Annotated in this window: 16 protein-coding genes and 2 pseudogenes; 15 read left to right on the plus strand and 3 right to left on the minus strand. The window is 55.8% G+C overall.

Annotation, left to right across the window (positions count from 1 at the left end; genetic code table 11):
• Positions 1-627 precede the first annotated feature (627 nt).
• The 13 genes and pseudogenes from AC1MEE_RS01280 to AC1MEE_RS01340 all read left to right on the plus strand — a co-directional run bounded on the left by AC1MEE_RS01280 (position 628) and on the right by AC1MEE_RS01340 (position 13,753).
• On the plus strand, positions 628-993 hold the full coding sequence (locus tag AC1MEE_RS01280; RefSeq protein ID WP_480413409.1) for a YciI family protein: 366 nt from the start codon (positions 628-630) through the stop codon (positions 991-993).
• Between the two features lie 62 nt (positions 994-1,055).
• Positions 1,056-1,526, plus strand: a complete 471-nt coding sequence (locus AC1MEE_RS01285) for a VOC family protein (RefSeq protein WP_480413410.1) — start codon at positions 1,056-1,058, stop codon at positions 1,524-1,526.
• A 534-nt stretch (positions 1,527-2,060) separates the two neighbouring features.
• Positions 2,061-2,255 (plus strand): LuxR C-terminal-related transcriptional regulator, encoded by a 195-nt coding sequence (locus AC1MEE_RS01290; protein WP_480413411.1) that lies wholly within the window; start codon positions 2,061-2,063, stop codon positions 2,253-2,255.
• Positions 2,256-2,542: 287 nt separating this feature from the next.
• Complete coding sequence (locus AC1MEE_RS01295; RefSeq protein WP_480413413.1) at positions 2,543-3,262, plus strand: ABC transporter ATP-binding protein; 720 nt, start codon at positions 2,543-2,545, stop codon at positions 3,260-3,262.
• The gene (locus tag AC1MEE_RS01300; protein WP_480413414.1) at positions 3,249-4,457 is read left to right on the plus strand and encodes an ABC transporter permease; all 1,209 of its coding nucleotides are present in this window, start codon (positions 3,249-3,251) and stop codon (positions 4,455-4,457) included. Before AC1MEE_RS01295 ends, AC1MEE_RS01300 begins: the two co-directional genes overlap by 14 nt.
• Before the next feature lie 54 nt (positions 4,458-4,511).
• Entirely contained in the window at positions 4,512-5,219 is a 708-nt protein-coding gene (locus tag AC1MEE_RS01305) for a hypothetical protein (protein ID WP_480413415.1), read from the plus strand.
• 130 nt (positions 5,220-5,349) lie between these two features.
• A complete protein-coding gene (locus AC1MEE_RS01310; protein ID WP_480416122.1) occupies positions 5,350-6,789 on the plus strand; it encodes a TolC family protein in 1,440 nt (479 codons plus the stop codon).
• Entirely contained in the window at positions 6,782-8,050 is a 1,269-nt protein-coding gene (locus AC1MEE_RS01315; RefSeq protein WP_480413416.1) for an efflux RND transporter periplasmic adaptor subunit, read from the plus strand. The genes AC1MEE_RS01310 and AC1MEE_RS01315 overlap by 8 nt, the downstream gene beginning before the upstream one ends.
• 595 nt (positions 8,051-8,645) lie before the next feature.
• Positions 8,646-9,542: a hypothetical protein gene (locus AC1MEE_RS01320; RefSeq protein ID WP_480413417.1), complete on the plus strand. Its 897-nt coding sequence runs from the start codon at positions 8,646-8,648 to the stop codon at positions 9,540-9,542.
• A gap of 386 nt (positions 9,543-9,928) precedes the next feature.
• The gene (locus tag AC1MEE_RS01325) at positions 9,929-10,300 is read left to right on the plus strand and encodes a cupin domain-containing protein (protein WP_480413418.1); all 372 of its coding nucleotides are present in this window, start codon (positions 9,929-9,931) and stop codon (positions 10,298-10,300) included.
• Between the two features lie 440 nt (positions 10,301-10,740).
• Positions 10,741-11,472, plus strand: a pseudogene (locus AC1MEE_RS01330) (cache domain-containing protein); the annotation flags it as partial.
• Between the two features lie 102 nt (positions 11,473-11,574).
• Positions 11,575-12,330, plus strand: a complete 756-nt coding sequence (locus AC1MEE_RS01335; protein ID WP_480416123.1) for a methyl-accepting chemotaxis protein — start codon at positions 11,575-11,577, stop codon at positions 12,328-12,330.
• 211 nt (positions 12,331-12,541) lie between these two features.
• Positions 12,542-13,753 carry a hypothetical protein gene (locus AC1MEE_RS01340; protein ID WP_480413419.1) on the plus strand — a complete coding sequence of 404 codons (1,212 nt, stop codon included), beginning with the start codon at positions 12,542-12,544 and terminating at the stop codon, positions 13,751-13,753.
• Between the two features lie 143 nt (positions 13,754-13,896).
• Here AC1MEE_RS01340 and AC1MEE_RS01345 read toward each other — a convergent pair.
• Together AC1MEE_RS01345 and AC1MEE_RS01350 are read right to left on the minus strand one after the other, a co-directional pair.
• Positions 13,897-14,287 (minus strand): annotated as a pseudogene (locus AC1MEE_RS01345) (DUF1016 N-terminal domain-containing protein); the annotation flags it as partial.
• A gap of 251 nt (positions 14,288-14,538) precedes the next feature.
• Complete coding sequence (locus tag AC1MEE_RS01350) at positions 14,539-15,444, minus strand: restriction endonuclease (protein WP_480413420.1); 906 nt, start codon at positions 15,442-15,444, stop codon at positions 14,539-14,541.
• Positions 15,445-15,681: 237 nt separating this feature from the next.
• On the opposite strand from AC1MEE_RS01350, the gene AC1MEE_RS01355 reads away from it, so the two are divergent.
• Positions 15,682-16,479, plus strand: coding sequence for an HNH endonuclease (locus AC1MEE_RS01355; protein WP_480413421.1), 798 nt, complete (start codon positions 15,682-15,684; stop codon positions 16,477-16,479).
• Between the two features lie 167 nt (positions 16,480-16,646).
• The gene (locus AC1MEE_RS01360) at positions 16,647-16,937 is read left to right on the plus strand and encodes a hypothetical protein (protein WP_480413422.1); all 291 of its coding nucleotides are present in this window, start codon (positions 16,647-16,649) and stop codon (positions 16,935-16,937) included.
• 96 nt (positions 16,938-17,033) lie between these two features.
• On the opposite strand, the gene AC1MEE_RS01365 is transcribed toward AC1MEE_RS01360, so the two are convergent.
• Positions 17,034-17,621: a BRO-N domain-containing protein gene (locus AC1MEE_RS01365; protein WP_480413423.1), complete on the minus strand. Its 588-nt coding sequence runs from the start codon at positions 17,619-17,621 to the stop codon at positions 17,034-17,036.
• Positions 17,622-18,022: the final 401 nt, after the last annotated feature.

Here is an 18,022-nt window from a genome sequence, read left to right on the forward strand (position 1 = left end):
TGTGGGAGGCCTCGCCGCGTCTTCGACGCTGCGCTGTCGCGCAGCAAACTCGGTCCCGCTTCTGTCCGGAGGGCGTAGGAGCTGACTTGTCTGCGAAGACCATACGACGCGATCTGTCAGACCCACCGCGTTGAATGGTCTTCGCAGACAAGTCAGCTCCTACATTGAATCGGTGCTTGACTTAAAATTTATTCATTATTTTTCAACTAGTTATGCGTTGTTTGATGGGAGGCCTCGCCGCGTCTTCGACGCCGCGCTGTCACGCAGCAAACTGGGGCTCGATTCTGCCCGGAGGGCGTAGGAGCTGACTTGTCTGCGAAAAGGGCCGAAGGACCTTCCAGCGGTGGTGAATTCACCATTTTTGCCAGCGCTTCGCACTGGATCGCAGACAAGTCAGCTCCTACAAATTTTGAAATATTCACTTCATACATTTCAAATACTTACAGGTTGTTTGATAAGAGCAGGCTTGCCTGCGAATAGCTTGACGCGGTCTATCAGGTCCATCGCTCTGCGGAAAAAACACCACTCGTCAGGATCTGAAATTTCTCGATAAGGGCTGTCGATTTCTGACAGTAGCAAACGACTATCCCGTAAGCAGAGCGTTGAAAGCCCGAAATGGAGGACGTCATGAAATACCTGTGCCTGATTTACAGCAACGAACAAACCCTGCATTCGCACCCTGACAGTCCTCGAGATGACGAGTGCCTCGCCTACGCACAATCGGTGCAGGAAAGCGGTCGCATGCTGGCCGCCGAACCGCTGGAGTCGGTGCAGACCGCGACCACCGTGCGCATGCGTAACGGCAAGGTATCGATCACCGACGGGCCTTTCGCTGAAACCAAGGAGCAACTGGCCGGTTTCTACCTGATCGAGGCCCGAGATTTGAACGATGCCCTACAAGTCGCTGCGAATATTCCTGCTGCACGCGTCGGTAGCGTCGAGGTGCGGCCAGTGCGCACACTTAATCTGCAACAACAGGCGCGCCAGGCATAAGGCACGACAGCGCCGCTTATCGCAAAAACCGCTGCACATATCGTCAAAAAAGGAGAAAGGATATGAGCGTCAAAGCAATCCCGGAAGGCTTTCACAGCCTGACCGTGTACATGGGCGTCAAGGATGCAAGTAAAGCCATCGAGTTCTATAAAAAGGCGTTTGGCGCCATCGAAAATTTCCGCCTGAATTCCCCGGACGGCAAAGTCGGGCACGCCGAACTGCAGATCGGCGACTCCAGACTCATGCTCGCCGATCCGTGTGATCAAGGCGGCTTCGCTAGCGCAGACCCCAACGGCAAAACCTCATTTGGCATGCACCTGTATGTGCCGGATGTGGATGCGCAATTCAAGCGCGCCATTGACGCTGGGGCGAAGGTCGAGAGGGCCGTTCAGGATCAATTTTACGGTGATCGTAGCGGCACCCTAAGGGATCCTTTTGGCCATCTCTGGTTCATCTCCACCCACAAGGAAGACCTGACACCCGAAGAAATCGGCAAGCGTGCCGAGGCGGCCTTCAAACAAATGCAGTCCTGATTGCCATCCCCCTGCAGCCCGCACGTCGTCAGCCTGACCCGACGTGCGGGCTCGCGTCACCTCCGTCAAAACTCCCTCCCGACAGCGAAAGTGCTGTTTTGTTACCGCGTTAATTGTAACAGCTGATTGTAATTATCATTCCTGAAGTTTATTGTCCCTGTCTATACAACTGATATCTAAATGCTTCTTTGCAGTGAGGCTTTGCCTGCCCTGACAAGCGAGCGATGAGCATTTTTCATACGTGACTTTTAGGTAGGACTTTAGGCTTTGAGCCTACGCGCTGGATCTTATTTTTATGTAGGAAAATTCGACAAGTGCGCAATGCTAGTGGCCAATGATCGTAAAAACATGCTTGGCGTTTCCTCTGGTGTGCAGGAAGATCAAGGGCGGGGTGTATCTGTCGATGATTAATAAAAAACATTCTAAATAAAATGACCTGTATGCCGACTTACTGTTTGAGGTCGAAACGGGTGAGTGTAAGAAGTTTCCTACATGTTTGCTTCGGGTGTATCGATAATAAAAGGGTAGAAACCTATGCGGGTAACACGGAGAGAGCGCGATGTCCTGTCCCTTCTGCTGCGCGGAAAAACCAACAAGCAGATCGCGGAAACCCTGAGTATCAGCGATTACACCGTTCGTGATCACGTCTCGTCGTTGCTAAAAAAAAGCGGTGTCAAAACCCGCGTCGCGTTGATGGCAGAGCATATGTCCGAGCAGGATTCAAAATAAATGCAACCCCCTACATCTGTAGGATTGTGCCTGACATCAGGTTGTTCATAATACCCGCCCATGCAACAGCATGGGGCGTCATGGAAATCTGAGTTCCGGTCGGCAGCTATTGGCAGTCGTCAAGATTAGTTGTGAATTGAATGTTGAAGCTCTGACTTCTGGGGCTGGCATGCGGCTGCCTTCTATCAGCGTTAATGCCTTCATCGTCAGCTGGCGGTAACGGCGAGTACTGATGGAATTAACGTCTTGATCACGGTCCGGTGGCAAGTTTTCGGGAGGGTGAAACAATGGAAGTTGCAATTGAAATGGACGCTCCTGAGTTGCTCGCGTTGCATAACATTAATCAGTGTTACTACCGGGCCGGGCAGGCAATGTCCGTGCTGAAAAATATCAACCTGGTAATAAAGCGTGGACAAACCTGTGCGCTGGTCGGTGCCTCTGGATCGGGCAAAAGCACACTCCTCAATATCCTGGGGTTACTTGAGCGGCCTGCGTCGGGGCTCTTGACCTTTGCCGGGCAAAATATGCTGAGTGCAGAGGCCGATCAACTGGCCCGTCTGCGCAACCGTGAAATTGGCTTCGTCTTTCAGGCATTCAATCTGCTGCCGCGGCTCACCGCCGTCGATAACGTCGCCTTGCCGCTAAGTTATCGCGGCATGTCGCGCCGGGAAGCGCGGCTGTGTGCGCTGGAACAGTTGGACCATGTCGGGCTGGCCGACCGGGCAACCTGTAAGCCAGCCGACCTTTCCGGTGGGCAACGCCAGCGTGTCGCGATTGCCCGCGCGCTGGTAGGGCGGCCGGCGCTGGTCCTCGCCGATGAGCCTACGGGCAATCTGGATAGCAGTACCGCGAACGACATCATGGCGTTGCTGCTGGGCCTTAACCGGGAGCACGCCGTGACGCTGGTGATGGTGACTCACGATACCGCGCTGGCGAAACGGTTTGATCGACAGATTCTGGTCGTTGATGGCGAATTGCACGAGGGCGCCGCGTATGGCCAGCCTTGACGCGTTGCCTGTTCCCTCGTGGTTGCAGATGTTCGCGGAGTCCGTCGACAGCCTGCGTTTGCTGGGGCGCCGCTCGGTGTTGGCGTTGCTTGGGATTGTGGTGGGCAGCGCATCGATCATCGCGTTGCTGAACATCGGTCGCAACGCAGCCGAAGAGGCCATGCGCACTTTCAAGGACATGGGCACAGATACGCTGGTGGTCAGTTTTCCGTTCTCGGCGCAAAAGAAACAGCCGCTGCCGACCACCCTGGATACCCAGGCGATACGCCAGGCATTGCCGGATATTTCCCATATCGCGCCGATCACCCAGCATTCGGCACAGATCAATCGAGAGGGTGCGCACGCCGACGCGAGTCTGGTCGGAACCACTGCCGGACTGGCCGAGATCATGGGGCTGGATCTGCAAGCAGGTCGTTTTATCTCGGCGTTCGATCAGCGCGCGACCTTCGCCGTGGTGGGCGCCCGCGTCGCCGACGATTTGCGCGTACGGGGTCGATCCTTGCGAGTGAATGATGTGTTGCAGATCGATAACTACCTGTTCCAGGTCATCGGCATTGCCGCCAGCCAACCCCCCAGTTCACTGATGCCGATTGCCGTGGACGAATCGGTATTGATCCCTCTTGAAGGCATGCGCCGCCTGAGACCTTCTGCCGAGATAGGCAACGTGGTTGCCAAGGTCATTCCCGATGCCGATTTGCCCGTCACGGCCCAGGCGCTTGAAGCGCTGTTGAGCGAGCAGCTCGATGGGCGCGAGGTCAACGTGCAGATACCACAGCAATTGCTCGAGGGCCTCAAGCGACAAGCCAATACGTTTGCTTACCTGCTTGCGGGGCTGGGTGGCATTTCTTTGCTGGTCGGCGGCGTGGGGGTGATGAATGTGATGCTGATGAACGTGGCCGAGCGGCGTCGCGAGATTGGTGTACGCATGGCATTGGGTGCGCGTCAGCGCGACATCCGCACATTGTTCCTGCTCGAAGCGACCACGCTTTCTGTCGCTGGCGCACTGCTCGGCGCGGCACTCGGTGTGGCGGCGGCTTATGTCTTTACCCTGTTTTCGGGCTGGCAGTTCAGCCTCTCGCTGGCGTCATTGCCACTGGGCATCGGCAGCTCTCTATTGATTGGTTTGTTTTTTGGCCTGTATCCGGCGATCTCGGCATCCCGGTTGTCGCCCGTCAGAGCGCTACGGGATGAATGAAAGCAAAAACACAAGACCAGGATGTCTTCGTTAATGACAAGTGGAGTAACCCCCGTGACCGTTTCCATGATCACTGCTGATGCAACCGTTCATACACCGCAATGGATTGACCCGGGCAGTATCGATGAGCGTTTGCCGCTGGAATGTTTGCAATTGGCCGCTCGACAGGCTGCGTTGTCGAAAAACGAGTTGCGCGACATGCAAGCCAGGATCGTCGGCCCGTCAGGCCTGTTCGCGGCTTTTTCCGTTCAAGTGGCTGAGCAGGGGCGGCAGGCGCCAGACCTCCAGATAGTGCCCGACAGCAGCGATTCAAAGCGACTGATGTTGGCTGAAAAGGCCGTGGAGTTTGCACTGGCTCGCCACCATCGACGGGCGTATGCCGAGAACCCCTTCGCCGGCCTGCCGAGGGCAACGCTCTGTTGTGTCGTGTACGACGATTCAGGCCCCTACAACCTTGCCGAGCGTTATGCCGCAAATGAGGCGCTGCGGTCGTCGGACAGCCAGTTTTTCATCAAATTGATTGCCACGACCCATAACACCGTCGAACGAAGGTTGGTCTTTCAGGGCCTGCTCGAGCACTTCGACGCCTTGTTGCCGGTAGAACAGAGCATTTACCAGGACGGCTATCGAGACGTGCAACAGCGCTATCTGGAGCGTGAGGAAGAGCTCTACGGCAGATTGAACCTGGGCAAACCGCTGAGTGTGATTTTTACCGAGCAGACACCGGAAAGTCTGCTGGCAAGCCTGGGAACACGCAGATGAAAACGCTCGAATGATGAAACAAGCCACGAACGATGAGTGTTTGCGCGGGGTCTCCACGGCGAGCGGCGCTTCCCGGCGCAGGCGACGGTGGATACCTGCCGCACTGGCGCATGCCGTGCCGTTGGCCGCCATGCTGGGTGCCGATACAGTGAGCGGGTCGCAACAGGCGCGCACTTCGCAGCCGAGCATGGCGTTTGTCAGCGCAGTGTCGCTGACGGCACACACGCTGGACCTGACGCTGGCGGATGCGGTGTACCTGGGCTTGCGCGATAACCGTGGCATTCGCAGCGCTTATCTGCAACGCATGGCGCAAAAGTTCGACCTGCGGGTGGCTGAAGATTCATTCACACCCCGAACGGTGATCACCAGCAAATATCTGGCGAACCGTGCGCATGACGACCGTCATCGTGACTACACCCTGACCCCCGAAACCACCTTGCTCAATGAATGGGGCACGCGCTTCAGCCTGTCGTGGACTCAGCACTTCAATCAGGCTGATCGGGGTGGGCGCAAGGACGATAGTGGCTTGACGTTCGGGATCGTTCAGCCACTGCTGCGCGGTGCCGGGCGCGAGGTCGGCACCGCTCCTGTGCGACTGGCACGCCTGAGCGAGAGCAGCAATCGACTCCAGCTCAAATCCACGGTTTCCCAGACCGTCACGCAGATTGTCTCGGCTTACCGCGAGCTTCTAAAAGCACAGGAACAACAGCGAATCGCCCAGGCGGCGTTGGCGCGCTCTCGACAACTTTTGGAGGTGAACAAGGCCTTGATCGGCGCGGGACGCATGGCGCAATTCGAAAGTGTGCAGACCGAGGCCGACCTTGCCAGTCAGGAGTTGGGGGTCGAAGAGACCGCCAACCAACTGGACGCCAGTCGGCTGGACCTGCTACTGCTGCTGGCACTGGATCCGGGCACCCGGCTTAGAGCCAGTGAAGCGCTCAACGTCGAACGAGTGGAGATGGATCGCCGTCGAGCGCTACAGGTCGCCCTGGCGCAACAGCCGGAGTACTTGCAGCAATTGATTGCCAGCGAACAGGCCGATATCAATCTGCTCGTCGAGCAAGACCGGCGGCTGTGGGATGTCTCGCTGATTGGCGGTGCAAGTCAGACGCACAATCGATACTCCGGCGCTGAACATCGCCGCGCCGAGAAAAACTGGGACAGTTACGCCGGTATTCAACTGGAAATCCCCATCGGCGATTTGAGTGCCCGTCAGAGTGCGGTCAATGCGCAGGTGGCGGTGCAGGATCAGGCCATTCGGCAGGTCGAGGCCCGGCAGGTGCTGGAGCGACAAGTGGGCGATGCGATACGTGACATGGGCACCCGTTGGCGCCAATACGAAATCGCCCAGCGAGTCCGCGAGCTGTCACAACGCAAGCTGGACATCGAACGTGACAAGTTACAGGTAGGACGCTCCAGTAACTTTCAGGTGTTGAGTTTCGAAGCGGACCTGCGCAACGCCGAGAACGCCACCCTTAACGCGCAGATCGCCTACCTCAACGCCCAGACCCAACTGGATGAGCGGTTAGGCATGACGCTGCAGAGCTGGGACATTACCCTCAATGACTGATCGATTATTCGGCCGCTATGGCCCCGCGAAAACGCTAGGGCTTATCGGCAGTCTTCTGTTGAGCGTAGTGGGAATATTCATCTACTTTGGCGCCCGGTCCGCAGCGGCAAATACCGAGCAGTGGTTGCCGGTCGCGGTCGAACCGCTGGTGCAACGGCTGGGCCTGGCAGGGCGTATCGAGCCCGGCGCGCTGCTGACACTCACAGCACCGTTCGACGGCACCGTGCAGGACAAGCCAGTCGAGGAAGGGCAACGGGTCGAGCGTGGCCAAGTGCTGCTGCGCCTGGATACCACGCACCTGCAAATCCAGTTGCGCGAAGCGCTGGCCGAACTGCTCAAAGCCCGGCGTGCCGTACAGGATTTGCAGGGTTGGACCCACGGCCAGGACATGGCCCGGGCGCGGCGGGCCTTGAGCACCAGCCAGCTGAATGTGAACGACACCGAACGCAAACTCGAAGAGACCCGTGTCTTGCTCGAGCGTGGAATTGTCCCACGCATGGAAGTCGACGCCTTGATGCAACAGGCACAGATGCAGCGCCTGGATCTGAAAGCCGCTCAGGCTGAACTCAAGGATGTGGGGGAAAAAGGCCAGGGCGAAAACCGCCAGATCGCCGACATGCAACTGGCCAATGCCACAGCCAAATATGAGGCGTTGCAGGTCTTGGAAGGGCAGCGGGAAATCAGCGCACCCTTCGCCGGGATTATCGTCCGCGTACCGGGTAACTCGGCCGACACCACGGCCAGACCCGTCCAGCAGGGCGCCCGTGTCAGCCAGGGACAACCGCTGTTAGGCCTGGCCAATCTGGAACAGCTCAAAGTCGTGGCCAAGGTCGACGAAGGGGACATCAATCAACTGCAAGAGGGCCTGCCGGTAGACATCACCGGTGATGGCTTCGGCGGCATCCTCCTGAACGGCAAGATCACCTCGGTTGGCTCGCAAGTGCTGCAATCGGAGTTCCAGGGCAGTGGCGCCGCCTACGAACTCGGCGTCGCCCTCCCGCCACTGACCCCGGCGCAACAGCAACGCATTCGCCTGGGCATGAGCGCCCGATTGTCGATCATCACCTATCAGAACCCCAACGCCATCGTCGTCCCTCCCGGCGCCATCAACGAACACGACGGCCAACACTTCGTGAACTACCGGCGCTCGCCTGAAAAACGTTCCCGTCGGGTGAGTGTTACGGTGGGCCAGGCAACTTCCGGTGGGGTTGAAGTGTTTGGGTTATTCCCCGGTTTTATCCGAACGGATAGTCACTATTGAGTTTCGTTGAAAGAGGTCGATATATAGAGAAGAGGCTGTAAAAGCAGAGTCAGGTTTCTGGTTGTATATACCTTGAATTTCAAAACTTTTGATAAGTGAGTATTTCGCTATGAGAAAACTATTGCCTGTTGCTTTGTTGTTTGTGTCGATGTCGGGGGTGGCTGCAGAGTTTTCTGTGACCAAATCGATGGCGCCTTTTTCGATTTATAAACCGGGATATAAGGGGATTTCTGTTCATCGAGTGACAGGCCCCGATTATCCGAGAGGGGCAAAGACTGTCTCAAGGCTGAAGAATATTTTTTGGCGGACGACCCTGTACCCCAATAGTACGGGCGAGACTGTGGAAATGTGCTACGTACCCTCAGGATCTAATGAGATTTGTCATGATATCGCGCCGAACTCCAGTGGGGTAATGACAAAATTCAATCACCTCCCCTTTAGTTACGCAGGTCAGATAGTCATCAAGCACTCAGTGGCAACCGGGGCGACTAACAGCAAACCATCAGGTCAGGACGTTGTGACGTTTAACCTTATGTATTAATTGGCTGGGCCCTGACGGCTTGGCCCGTCAGGGTTTTATCGATGAGGGATTATCATGAATATTATGGATGCTGTGATCTCACGGCCCAACCTTGCGTCCTCTGTAAAGTCTCAAACCCTTTCGCCCCCGTCAGAGTTTTCTTCTGATGCTTCTCCTGTACCGCTTGGCGTTTCTAGCTCAACGGTATCCATCAGTGGAGAAGCGTTACTGAGACAACGTGTATTTTTTAGCGAAAATCCTGACTATAGACTTCCCTTGCAGATTAAGAACACTGTCGAAACGCGGATGCAGCCCTCCGTCAATTTTTTAACGGAAAGGGATAGAGAACTGTTGAGTCAAGCCTTCGAATTTGCCCAAGAGCAAGGTGCTGATCTGCATTACGTTGATGTATTGGCTTTTGACTTGGCGCGGTATCGTCAAAGTGACGATGGGCGAATCATGTTGCCGCACAATCAGGGTGGGGTTTTTGAGGGGGGGCGCATGGTGTCATACAGTTTCACGGATAAAGATGCAGCGACGGCACGTCGTATTCTGAGCAGTGAGTCGCTCAAAACCACACAGCTAGACAAAGGTTTTATTCGCTATGTGACCGACAAGAATTATGGAATATTTCGCAATGTGGACTTCGAGTTCATGGAGCAGGTAATCAACAGATTTTCCGCGAAAGGCGGTGATGTACCACCCCTGGGTGCAAAATTTGCCAAATATGAAGACCTCAAGGAAAACTACATCAAGCATCTGTCCAAGGAAGTGTATGACGTCGGGGGGAAGGGTAGTCCGGGTGATATGAACGCAGCTGCGGGTAAAAAGAAAACTGTCAATCAACTGCCATCAGCCCCTCCCGAAACACTAAAAGACATCCTTCGTCGAATCATATTCAAAGCCATGCGTACGAGTTTCAGCACCCGCGTGCCCAGCCTCGCCGAGTTTCTGATGAAGATGAGGCGGTAAGCAGGGGCAAGCCTGCGGCCAGCCAGCTGTTTTGGGTTGAATCGGAATCACTGTGGAGGCAATCGGGACGCACAGTCTTGTTCGCGATGAAGGCGGTATGTCAGACCGGCCGCGCCAAACCATTCGCGGCGGGACGCGTAGTTGCAAGCCTGCTCCTACATTGACCGGGTTTGCTGCGCGACAGCGCAGCGTCGAAGACGGCGCGGGCCCTCCCACAGATCGGGGTGATACCGTGCGGCGCGCGGACCTGATCAATCAAGGGGCGGCCAGAATTCAGTACTAGACTGATTAGATGTTTCATTGGGGGCGCGCCCTGCGCCCTGTAGCTGTTAGGACGTCGGCTGCGCGGCCTGGGATTATCCAGTCACTCAATCGAGGGTCCTACCGTGCAAGCTCATGAGCAAATAACGGAACACAAGTCGTTCTCCAAACCTGATGAAGTCCGGGAATTCTCCAACGGCAAAGCCGAAATCCTCAAAATCGGTAACGCCGAAGTGGGCCGGTTCACCTTCAAACCCGGCTGGCGCTGGACAAACGACATCCAGCCTCTGGCGCAAACGGCCAGTTGCCAGGCACCGCATTTCCAGTACCACGTTGCAGGCAAACTGTGCATCCGCATGGATGACGGCACAGAGATGATCGCCGGCCCCGGAGACATCACATCGCTGCCCCGAGGCCATGATGCCTGGGTCGTTGGCGACGAGACGGTGGTGGTGGTCGACTGGTTTGGCGCGACCAATTATGCCAAAAAGGTTTGATCAGGCTTCTAGCTGAAACGAGGGCAAAGCGGGCAGGTTTATTGATGAGTCAATGAACCTGCCCCTTTTGCGGGAGCGCGCATTGGTTTTGCAGAAACTGGATGCGCCTCTGGGTTTCTAGATAGGCGGCCACGTGTTCAGTTTTTTTTAAAGCCTGATCAATAATTTCTAGAGTAATGGCTCATTGACATATCTGCGGGGTGTTTTTTATGATAGATCAATTGCTTATTCATTCGCACATACGCACCCACTTTTTTAAAAATGACCTTGAGCGTGATCTCGCTCAACAAAAAGGGTGGGGGCAATATAAACATTAAACGTGATATTTTCTGAGTGGGGCGAATTCTGTCGTGGCGCTGAATCTACGTAGCAAAGTCATTCTCCTTGCGATCATCCCGAGCCTGTTGCTGGCCGCTGTGATCAGCTGCATCACGTTTTTGGTGCTGCAAAAGCTGGCGTCAGAGGAGGTAGAGCAGGCGCGTTCGCTCTTGATAGACGAGCGAAAACTCTCGCTCAAGCATTATCTGGAAATCGCCCAAGCGGCGATCGCACCGATCTATGAAGCGTCCAAACCCGGAGATCTCGACGCTCGGGATAAAGCCGTCAAAGTTCTTCGGACGCTGATATACGACAAACAAAGTTATTTTTATGGTTATAACTCGGCAAGTATTCGTGTGTTCTGGGCAGATAAAGACCTCGACATAGGCAAAAGTTTCGTCGACAGCCAGGACGCGAACGGTGTTTATGTTATTCGTGGGTTGGTTGAGGCGGGCAAGTCCGGCACCCATTACTTCCGTTATGACTGGCAGACACCGGGCAGCGATAAACCGGTGCCAAAGCTTGGCTATACCGTGTATCTGGAAAAATGGGACCTGGTTTTCGGCACGCAAGTGAACCTGGACGATATCGAAGTCCAGGTGCAGGCCATTGCCAGTGATCGCCATGCTCGTATCGGCTCGTACACCGCGTATATCCTCGCGATCGCGGCGGGCTTGCTGCTATTGGTTGCGGTGATCGGCGTCTGGTTGGGCAACAGCATCGTCAAGCCGGTACTCGCGATCAAAAAGAACCTCGATGACATCGCGGCGGGCGATGGTGATCTGACGCGCCGTTTACCGGTCACCAGCGACGATGAATTGGGCGCTCTGGCGAACTCGTTCAACCTGTTTGTTGAAAAGATCCATGGCCTTGTGCGGCAGATCGCAGAAATGACAGGGCAACTGACTTCGCTGGTCGGGGACATGTCTTCCCAGGCACAACGATCCGAGCACTCGATGGATCGGCAGCGCCAGGAGACTGATCAGGTGGCGACGGCCATTCATGAGATGTCCACCGCAGCGCATCAGGTCTCCGTCAGTGCTCAGGGCGCATCGCAGGCGGCCAGGAAAACCAGCGATGTGGGCGGTCAGGCCAAAACCGTGGTGAACAAGAGCATCGAGAGCATTCACGCCTTGATCGAGGAAATCCGCGAAAGCAGCTCGTCTCTGGACCATCTGCGCCAGGATGTACAGTCGATCGCCAGTGTGGTCGATGTGATTCGCTCGATTGCCGAGCAGACCAATCTGCTGGCCTTGAACGCTGCCATCGAAGCGGCGCGGGCAGGCGATGCCGGGCGCGGTTTTGCCGTGGTGGCCGATGAAGTCCGGGCGCTGGCCAGCCGCACGCAAAAGAGTACCCAAGAGATCCACGAAATGATCAGCCTGCTACAGAAGGGCACCCAGGATGCAGTGGTGGCGATGGGACGCTCCAGCGAAACGGGCAAGACCACCGGCGAGCTGGCGAACCAGGCCGGGGTGTCTCTGGATGCCATTGGTCAACTGATCGAAACCATCAACGACATGAACGCCCAGATCGCCAGTGCTTCCGAAGAGCAGACCGCGGTGGCCGAGGAAGTGAGTCGCAGCATGACTCAGATCTCCCAGGCCGCAGATGACGTGTCCGGCGACGCCCAAAACGGCGCGCAAACGTCCAGAAGCCTGACGGATCTGGGTAATCGTTTGGGTGGGCTGGTTCGGCAGTTCCGTATCTGACTTTTTGCAGGGAAGGCAAACCCGCTTACGGGCTTGCCTTCATACCACTCGTTACAATCCCAGACGGTTCTTTGCATCCACTGCACTTACCTGCTTTGAAAATTTTTGCCCTTCCATCGATTCCAACCCACAACCTAGCCATACTTCAGCCTATCCAGCGCAACGATTCCACGTTTGCGGATCGCCCATCCCTTCCTCAAAGGATTACCCAATGATCAAAGGATTGCTTCGCGCCGGTCCTGCGTACCTGACGCAAGCCTTTATCTTCCTCTGCGCGCTCTCGCCGTTCGCTGTTCAAGCCGGCGAAGCCCCGCAGGTCTTCACCGGCACGCTGGGTAAAATGCCGATTGTGTTGGAGCTGGACTTGAGCGATCCGATGGAGGTCAACGGTCGATACTTCTACGAGAAGTACCATACCGACCTGGCACTCAGCGGTGTGCTGAAGGGGAAAGAACTCACCCTCAAGGAAGGCCTGGATGATGGCAGCGGCAAAGCCCTCCCTGTATGGCACCTGCGTCAAAACGCGCAAGCAGGCTGGCAAGGTGACTGGAAAGGCCCGCAAGGCAAAACCCTCAAGGTCGAGCTGACAGAACAGCAGGTAACACCGCCAGCCGCGGGAGCTGAGGCGGGTTGGCAGGCGATTTATCAAAAATCGACTTACGACTACCTGCGCCTGCAAGGCTTGCCGCTCCAGCCTGACAAAATACAGACCTTCATGGGTTACACCTTGCAGTGGTGGACGGAGCCGGAATCCAAGCTTTCGTTGTTCGAAATCACCTCGGGCTACACGCCGGAGCAGAGCGAGCGCCTCAACCAACAACTGCGTGCCCGCCTGTGGAATGAAGTGGTCAGCTACCACGCCTGCCTGCTCCAGGGCAGTCGCTTCGGCGCGGACTTCCAGCAAACCGTCACCCCCGAGCTGCTGTCACCCGGGGTCGTCAGCTTGAGTATCTTCACCAGCTACAACTGCGGTGGTGCGCATCCGGACTTCGGCAACTCGCCGCTCAACCTCGATGTGAACACCGGTAAACCGCTGTCGCTGGAAGACGTGCTCTGGGTCGGCAAAGGCAAAGCCTTTCACTACGACGACCGCGAAGGCCTCGAGGGGCAAGACCCGTCCGCAGTCAGCTTCGACACCTTCTCCGGCTACCGCAGCAAGCAGCTGGCGCCATGGCTCGTAGGCCAACTCCAGACGCTCGCCCCCGAAGAAATGAAAAAGCCTGGCGCTGAAGACCAGAATTGCGACTTCAATGATGCGGAAATCTGGGACTTCCCAGCCTGGTACTTCACCCCGACCGGCCTCTACTTCGGCCCATCCTTCGCCCGCGTGATGCGCGCCTGTGAAAGTCCAGGGTGGTCAGTGGTGCCTTACAGCGTGGTCAAGCAACATCCGGGTGCTGTGCCGCTGGAATTGCCGGAGTAATTCAGTCCGTGACGCTCTGCGTCATGGCAGATCAATTGTCTCGCCGGTGGTGAGACAATTGACGATGCCAAGGACTTTGGGTGGGACCAGTGTCACCACTGGTGTCACTTTTGCGGAGGTACCAGCCGTAGTGTCCGAGGCAATTGTGTCAGCACTGCTGAGACTTTTGCCGGCGGGGTGATGTGCGCTCGAACAGCGCCGATTTGAATTGGCGTTCCAGCTCCCGACTAGACCACTTTTCCTGAATCGCCATGCGTAATTAAAACTCGCGTTCTTCAGCGAGTTTGCTTTGGCTGAGGATGATCAGGTTTTGTGTCCAGGGCAATTGTGTCAGCAGTGCTGACACTTTCTCATCGGTGCGGTACGCCTCGTAAAACTAGCGCATGCGGAACAGGTTGCGACCAGTAAAACCACGTAAGCCTGGTTGAGTGTAGACAAGTAAACGGCGAGTTGTTCGACAACGCCTTCACCCCACTCGACGGTGGCTGACAATAGTTTGGGATCTGGCTGCCATGCCCCAATCTCGTGGGGAATTCTATGTTTGCCGACAACACATAAACCCCTGTAGGAGCTGCCGAAGGCTGCGATAAGGCCGGAACGGCCTTCACAAAAATCACCCGCCGCGACCGGTCCCGTCGGACGCGACCCCGGGGCAATCGCAGCCTTCGGCAGCTCCTACAGAGGCGTTATGACAGGCACACATTTTGCGACAGGCCTCGATTTGTGGGGGCGAACTTGTTCGCGAAGAGGTCGGTGCAGCCACCGACTCATTCGAAGACTGAATCTCACATCGGCCGAAATATAGCCCGAATCCCCCGACATTTCGGATATGAAGAACACCCCCAAAAATCACCCCCAGCATTAGCCCCAGTCCGGGCAACCCTGATCACCATCGACTTCTTGCAATGCGGGCAAGCAGGCGCCACCGGTTTAGCCGGTGCCTCAGGCACGGGCGCTACTTTAGGAGCCTCAGGAACAACCGTCGGCTCAACCCGCTCTTTCACCACCTCCGAGGTCGGCCGTGGCCCCGGCCGCTTGGTCGCCGCGATCCACTTATTCAACAACTCCCCATCCACCAGCCGCAGATTCCGCCCCGACGCGAACTGTTTAGCGGGCCCGGTAAACCGGCCACTGGTAATCACAAACCCACCCGTCGCCCCCTCAGCCGCCATCGCCCCATACAACTCCCGGACCGTAGGCACGCCAACCTGCAGTGACCGCCACTGCTTGCACTGCACCAGGTACTTTTCCCCGTCCTTGCGCGCAACCAAATCGACCCCGCCATCCGGCCCGTTGCCACCGGTTTCCTGAACGCTAAACCCCTGATGCCGTAACGCCTCACCGACCAACAGCTCGAACTGCTGCCACGTAATGTTTTCAAGCGTATTCCCACCCGGCATCGTCATTGACGCGAGGAGATTGCGAATTTTGCTGCGACCCAGAACAGAAACGACGGCGCCTCCGAGGAGGATCAGTGGCAGCAGGTATTGGCCGAAGGTGGCGAAGGTTTTCGAGGCCGTGTTAAGGACCATCGAATCCAGATGCTTCAGGTCCGAATAGACAGGGATCGGCGCTGTCGCGACTGAGTGCAGGTATCCATAAGCGCCGAGGGCGATGATGACGCTAACCCACCATGGGAGTTTGCTGGCGATGGAAAAGAGATCGTCGAAGAGCGAGGATTTTTTAGACATGAGTTCGCAGATATTGAAAGGCCATCACGACGATACGTGGAGGAATATTCGGTGTCTATAAATCGCTCTATATCTAGTGATCGTTCCTCACGCTCCGCGTGGGAGTGCAGCCTTTGACGCTGCGAGTCGTATGCAGTCAGCGCCGCTGCTGGAGCACAGATAAAATCGAAATCAGATTGTCGTTGTAGGAAATTTCCTTAATTTTGGTACGCTTGTTCTCTCATCAAGGAGAGCAAGATGCCGGCTGTAATTGCTGAAAACGACACGTCAAAGTGGGCGGATGAAACAGGTGCTATCTACCATTTTCCGAGAGGCTATCGCGCTCTTCTTACCCCTGGCTCTGAGGTCCTGTATTACAAAGGAAAAATGCAGGACAAAGAATTCTCAGCATCGCGTTTAAGCCCTGCTCCGCACTACTTTGGCAGGGCTCGCATTGGGAAGGTATACGCCGACAAAAACAGCACTAAAGGCGACCTGTTCGCATTAATCGAGGATTTTGAGATCTTCGAAAGTGCAGTACTCGCAAAAATCGATGGAAACTTCCTAGAGACTATTCCACCTACCAAAGCAAAAAACTACTGGCGCAATGGTGTCCGGGCTATTGATCGGGCCGACTTCGATGGCATCGTAGCGCGAGCAGTGCTTAAGCAGACGGTGACGATAGAGCAGCCTGCTGAACAGGACGAGCAGGGCTTTGAGTCGGGTTTTGAGGGTAACCGTTCCGTTGTCGTTGGAATAAAGTACGAGCGAGATCCGAAGCTTCGAAACCAAGCGATTGCTATTCACGGCCTAGACTGCAAGGCGTGCGGATTCGACTTCGAGAAAGCTTACGGAGCGCACGCGAAAGGTTTCATCCATGTCCATCATGTGCTGCCTATCTCCGAGTTTGGTGGAGGGAAAGCAGTGAATCCGGAGAGTGACCTGATAACGCTCTGTGCGAATTGCCATGCAGTTATCCATCGAAAACGAGATGCAACCCTTAGTGTCGATGAACTGAAGGGGATGCTTCGAGCTCATTGGGTTTTTGAGGCGTAAATATCCCCGTCGATAATATTTCTGGAGTGGACGCGGAGCGTCGAGGGCTGCATACCCACGCAGAGCGTGGGCACGATCTGTTAAACGAGTCTGACGCATTAGGTGGCCTTACGGCATCATGGTAGAAAGTTTGCCGGATATTTCATCCGTAGACGCTAAGGCATGCCATGAAAAAAATAGGGATAGGGTTTATCGCCATGTTGGCGCTGCTCTGCGCTTTTTCAGCGTCGGGCAAGGACGCAAGGCTCCCCGATTCGGCAATTATCAAGATCCTCATTGATGACTCGATATCGTCCTACCCTGGCAACTGCCCATGCCCGTACAACACAGCAAAAAACGGTAGCCGATGCGGCAAGCGCAGTGCGTACAACCGCCCAAACGGATACGCGCCGCTTTGCTTTAAAGAGGATGTTTCGAAGGAGATGGTTGAGGAGTATCGGAGCCGGGTTAAAAATTGACGGCGACTGGGGGAGTAATACGTCGGCGTATTTGGCTGCGCAGGGTATTTACACGCTCCGCGCCAATAGTGACGAGGAGCGTGGTCCGATCATCAATCAGCCAGAATGGAACATCCGTGAAGTAGCCTGCCACCAAGAGCTGTCCGGTTTGCTTGGCTGAGTCCCAACTGCTAACTGAGGATGCGGCAACACCTGAGGCACATCACGCAACCTGATCCACGGCTCGCACTGCCAGTGCAACATGCTCAACGACAGGCCGGGCCATTGCAGCAGACTCAGGTTGGGTGATCTGTCGGCAAGTGGTAGCTGGGCATCGCGTAACGCTTGGACGACATCATTGGTGATCCACTGCCGCAGGCTGCGATTTTCCGGGTGGTAATGATGGATCAACATCGCATAAACCCCCGACTCGCTCAGCATCAACTCCTCTTGCATTACGCCATGACTGCTTAACATCAATGTCCGGCGCTGATCAGGGTCGAGCTTGCCGGTCGTTCGCTCATTCATTGGCCATGCGATCAGCTTGCTTATGTCGCGGGCGCTGAACCATACCTGCGTTTCCAGCAGGAGCGTGCGCAGTTGGCGGTTGTGGCGTAGGAAGGTGGTGGGTTCGAAGGGTTCAACTATGGGTTGCTCTGTAGCTGAGTGGGTCTCAGCGTGAGAGCGGAGTTGTTGTTTTGGCATTGCTTACCTCTACGTTCAAATTCGGATCAGGGCCGAAACCCAACGTAGAGGGGGCGAAAGAAATCCCAACAGGCTTGGGCTCTCGTGACGCAATAGATCACACCGCCTGATAAGGGCGTGGTGAGATCAAAGCTGACTATCGAGAGCGGCTGGCCGCTACGTTGGGCGTTTCTTAGGCACCGGCGGGTAAGGTATTAGAAGATAAGTACTCAAGCAATTCGGAAAGTTATCGAATATCTGTCGGAAATTTCCTGTTTTTTTTGGGGTGATGCTTAACCGTCTAACAGGATTTCGCCGTAGCTAAAACAAGCAGTTTTACTTGGGGATATCCCCTCATCAGAAGACATCTAAATGTCCTTTTCATTTATGGGGATGGTGGCGCGGATCGCGCTCAATATCGA

The organism is Pseudomonas sp. ASL3 (assembly GCF_056680425.1).

Coding starts and splice junctions, on each gene's coding strand:
- AC1MEE_RS01320 (WP_480413417.1), top strand. CDS start 8,646: ATGAATATTATGGATGCTGTGATCTCACGGCCCAACCTTGCGTCCTCT.
- AC1MEE_RS01295 (WP_480413413.1), top strand. CDS start 2,543: ATGGAAGTTGCAATTGAAATGGACGCTCCTGAGTTGCTCGCGTTGCAT.
- AC1MEE_RS01285 (WP_480413410.1), top strand. CDS start 1,056: ATGAGCGTCAAAGCAATCCCGGAAGGCTTTCACAGCCTGACCGTGTAC.
- AC1MEE_RS01350 (WP_480413420.1), bottom strand. CDS start 15,444: ATGTCTAAAAAATCCTCGCTCTTCGACGATCTCTTTTCCATCGCCAGC.
- AC1MEE_RS01360 (WP_480413422.1), top strand. CDS start 16,647: ATGAAAAAAATAGGGATAGGGTTTATCGCCATGTTGGCGCTGCTCTGC.
- AC1MEE_RS01315 (WP_480413416.1), top strand. CDS start 6,782: ATGACTGATCGATTATTCGGCCGCTATGGCCCCGCGAAAACGCTAGGG.
- AC1MEE_RS01355 (WP_480413421.1), top strand. CDS start 15,682: ATGCCGGCTGTAATTGCTGAAAACGACACGTCAAAGTGGGCGGATGAA.
- AC1MEE_RS01290 (WP_480413411.1), top strand. CDS start 2,061: ATGCGGGTAACACGGAGAGAGCGCGATGTCCTGTCCCTTCTGCTGCGC.
- AC1MEE_RS01280 (WP_480413409.1), top strand. CDS start 628: ATGAAATACCTGTGCCTGATTTACAGCAACGAACAAACCCTGCATTCG.
- AC1MEE_RS01310 (WP_480416122.1), top strand. CDS start 5,350: ATGCTGGGTGCCGATACAGTGAGCGGGTCGCAACAGGCGCGCACTTCG.
- AC1MEE_RS01335 (WP_480416123.1), top strand. CDS start 11,575: ATGGATCGGCAGCGCCAGGAGACTGATCAGGTGGCGACGGCCATTCAT.
- AC1MEE_RS01340 (WP_480413419.1), top strand. CDS start 12,542: ATGATCAAAGGATTGCTTCGCGCCGGTCCTGCGTACCTGACGCAAGCC.
- AC1MEE_RS01365 (WP_480413423.1), bottom strand. CDS start 17,621: ATGCCAAAACAACAACTCCGCTCTCACGCTGAGACCCACTCAGCTACA.
- AC1MEE_RS01300 (WP_480413414.1), top strand. CDS start 3,249: ATGGCCAGCCTTGACGCGTTGCCTGTTCCCTCGTGGTTGCAGATGTTC.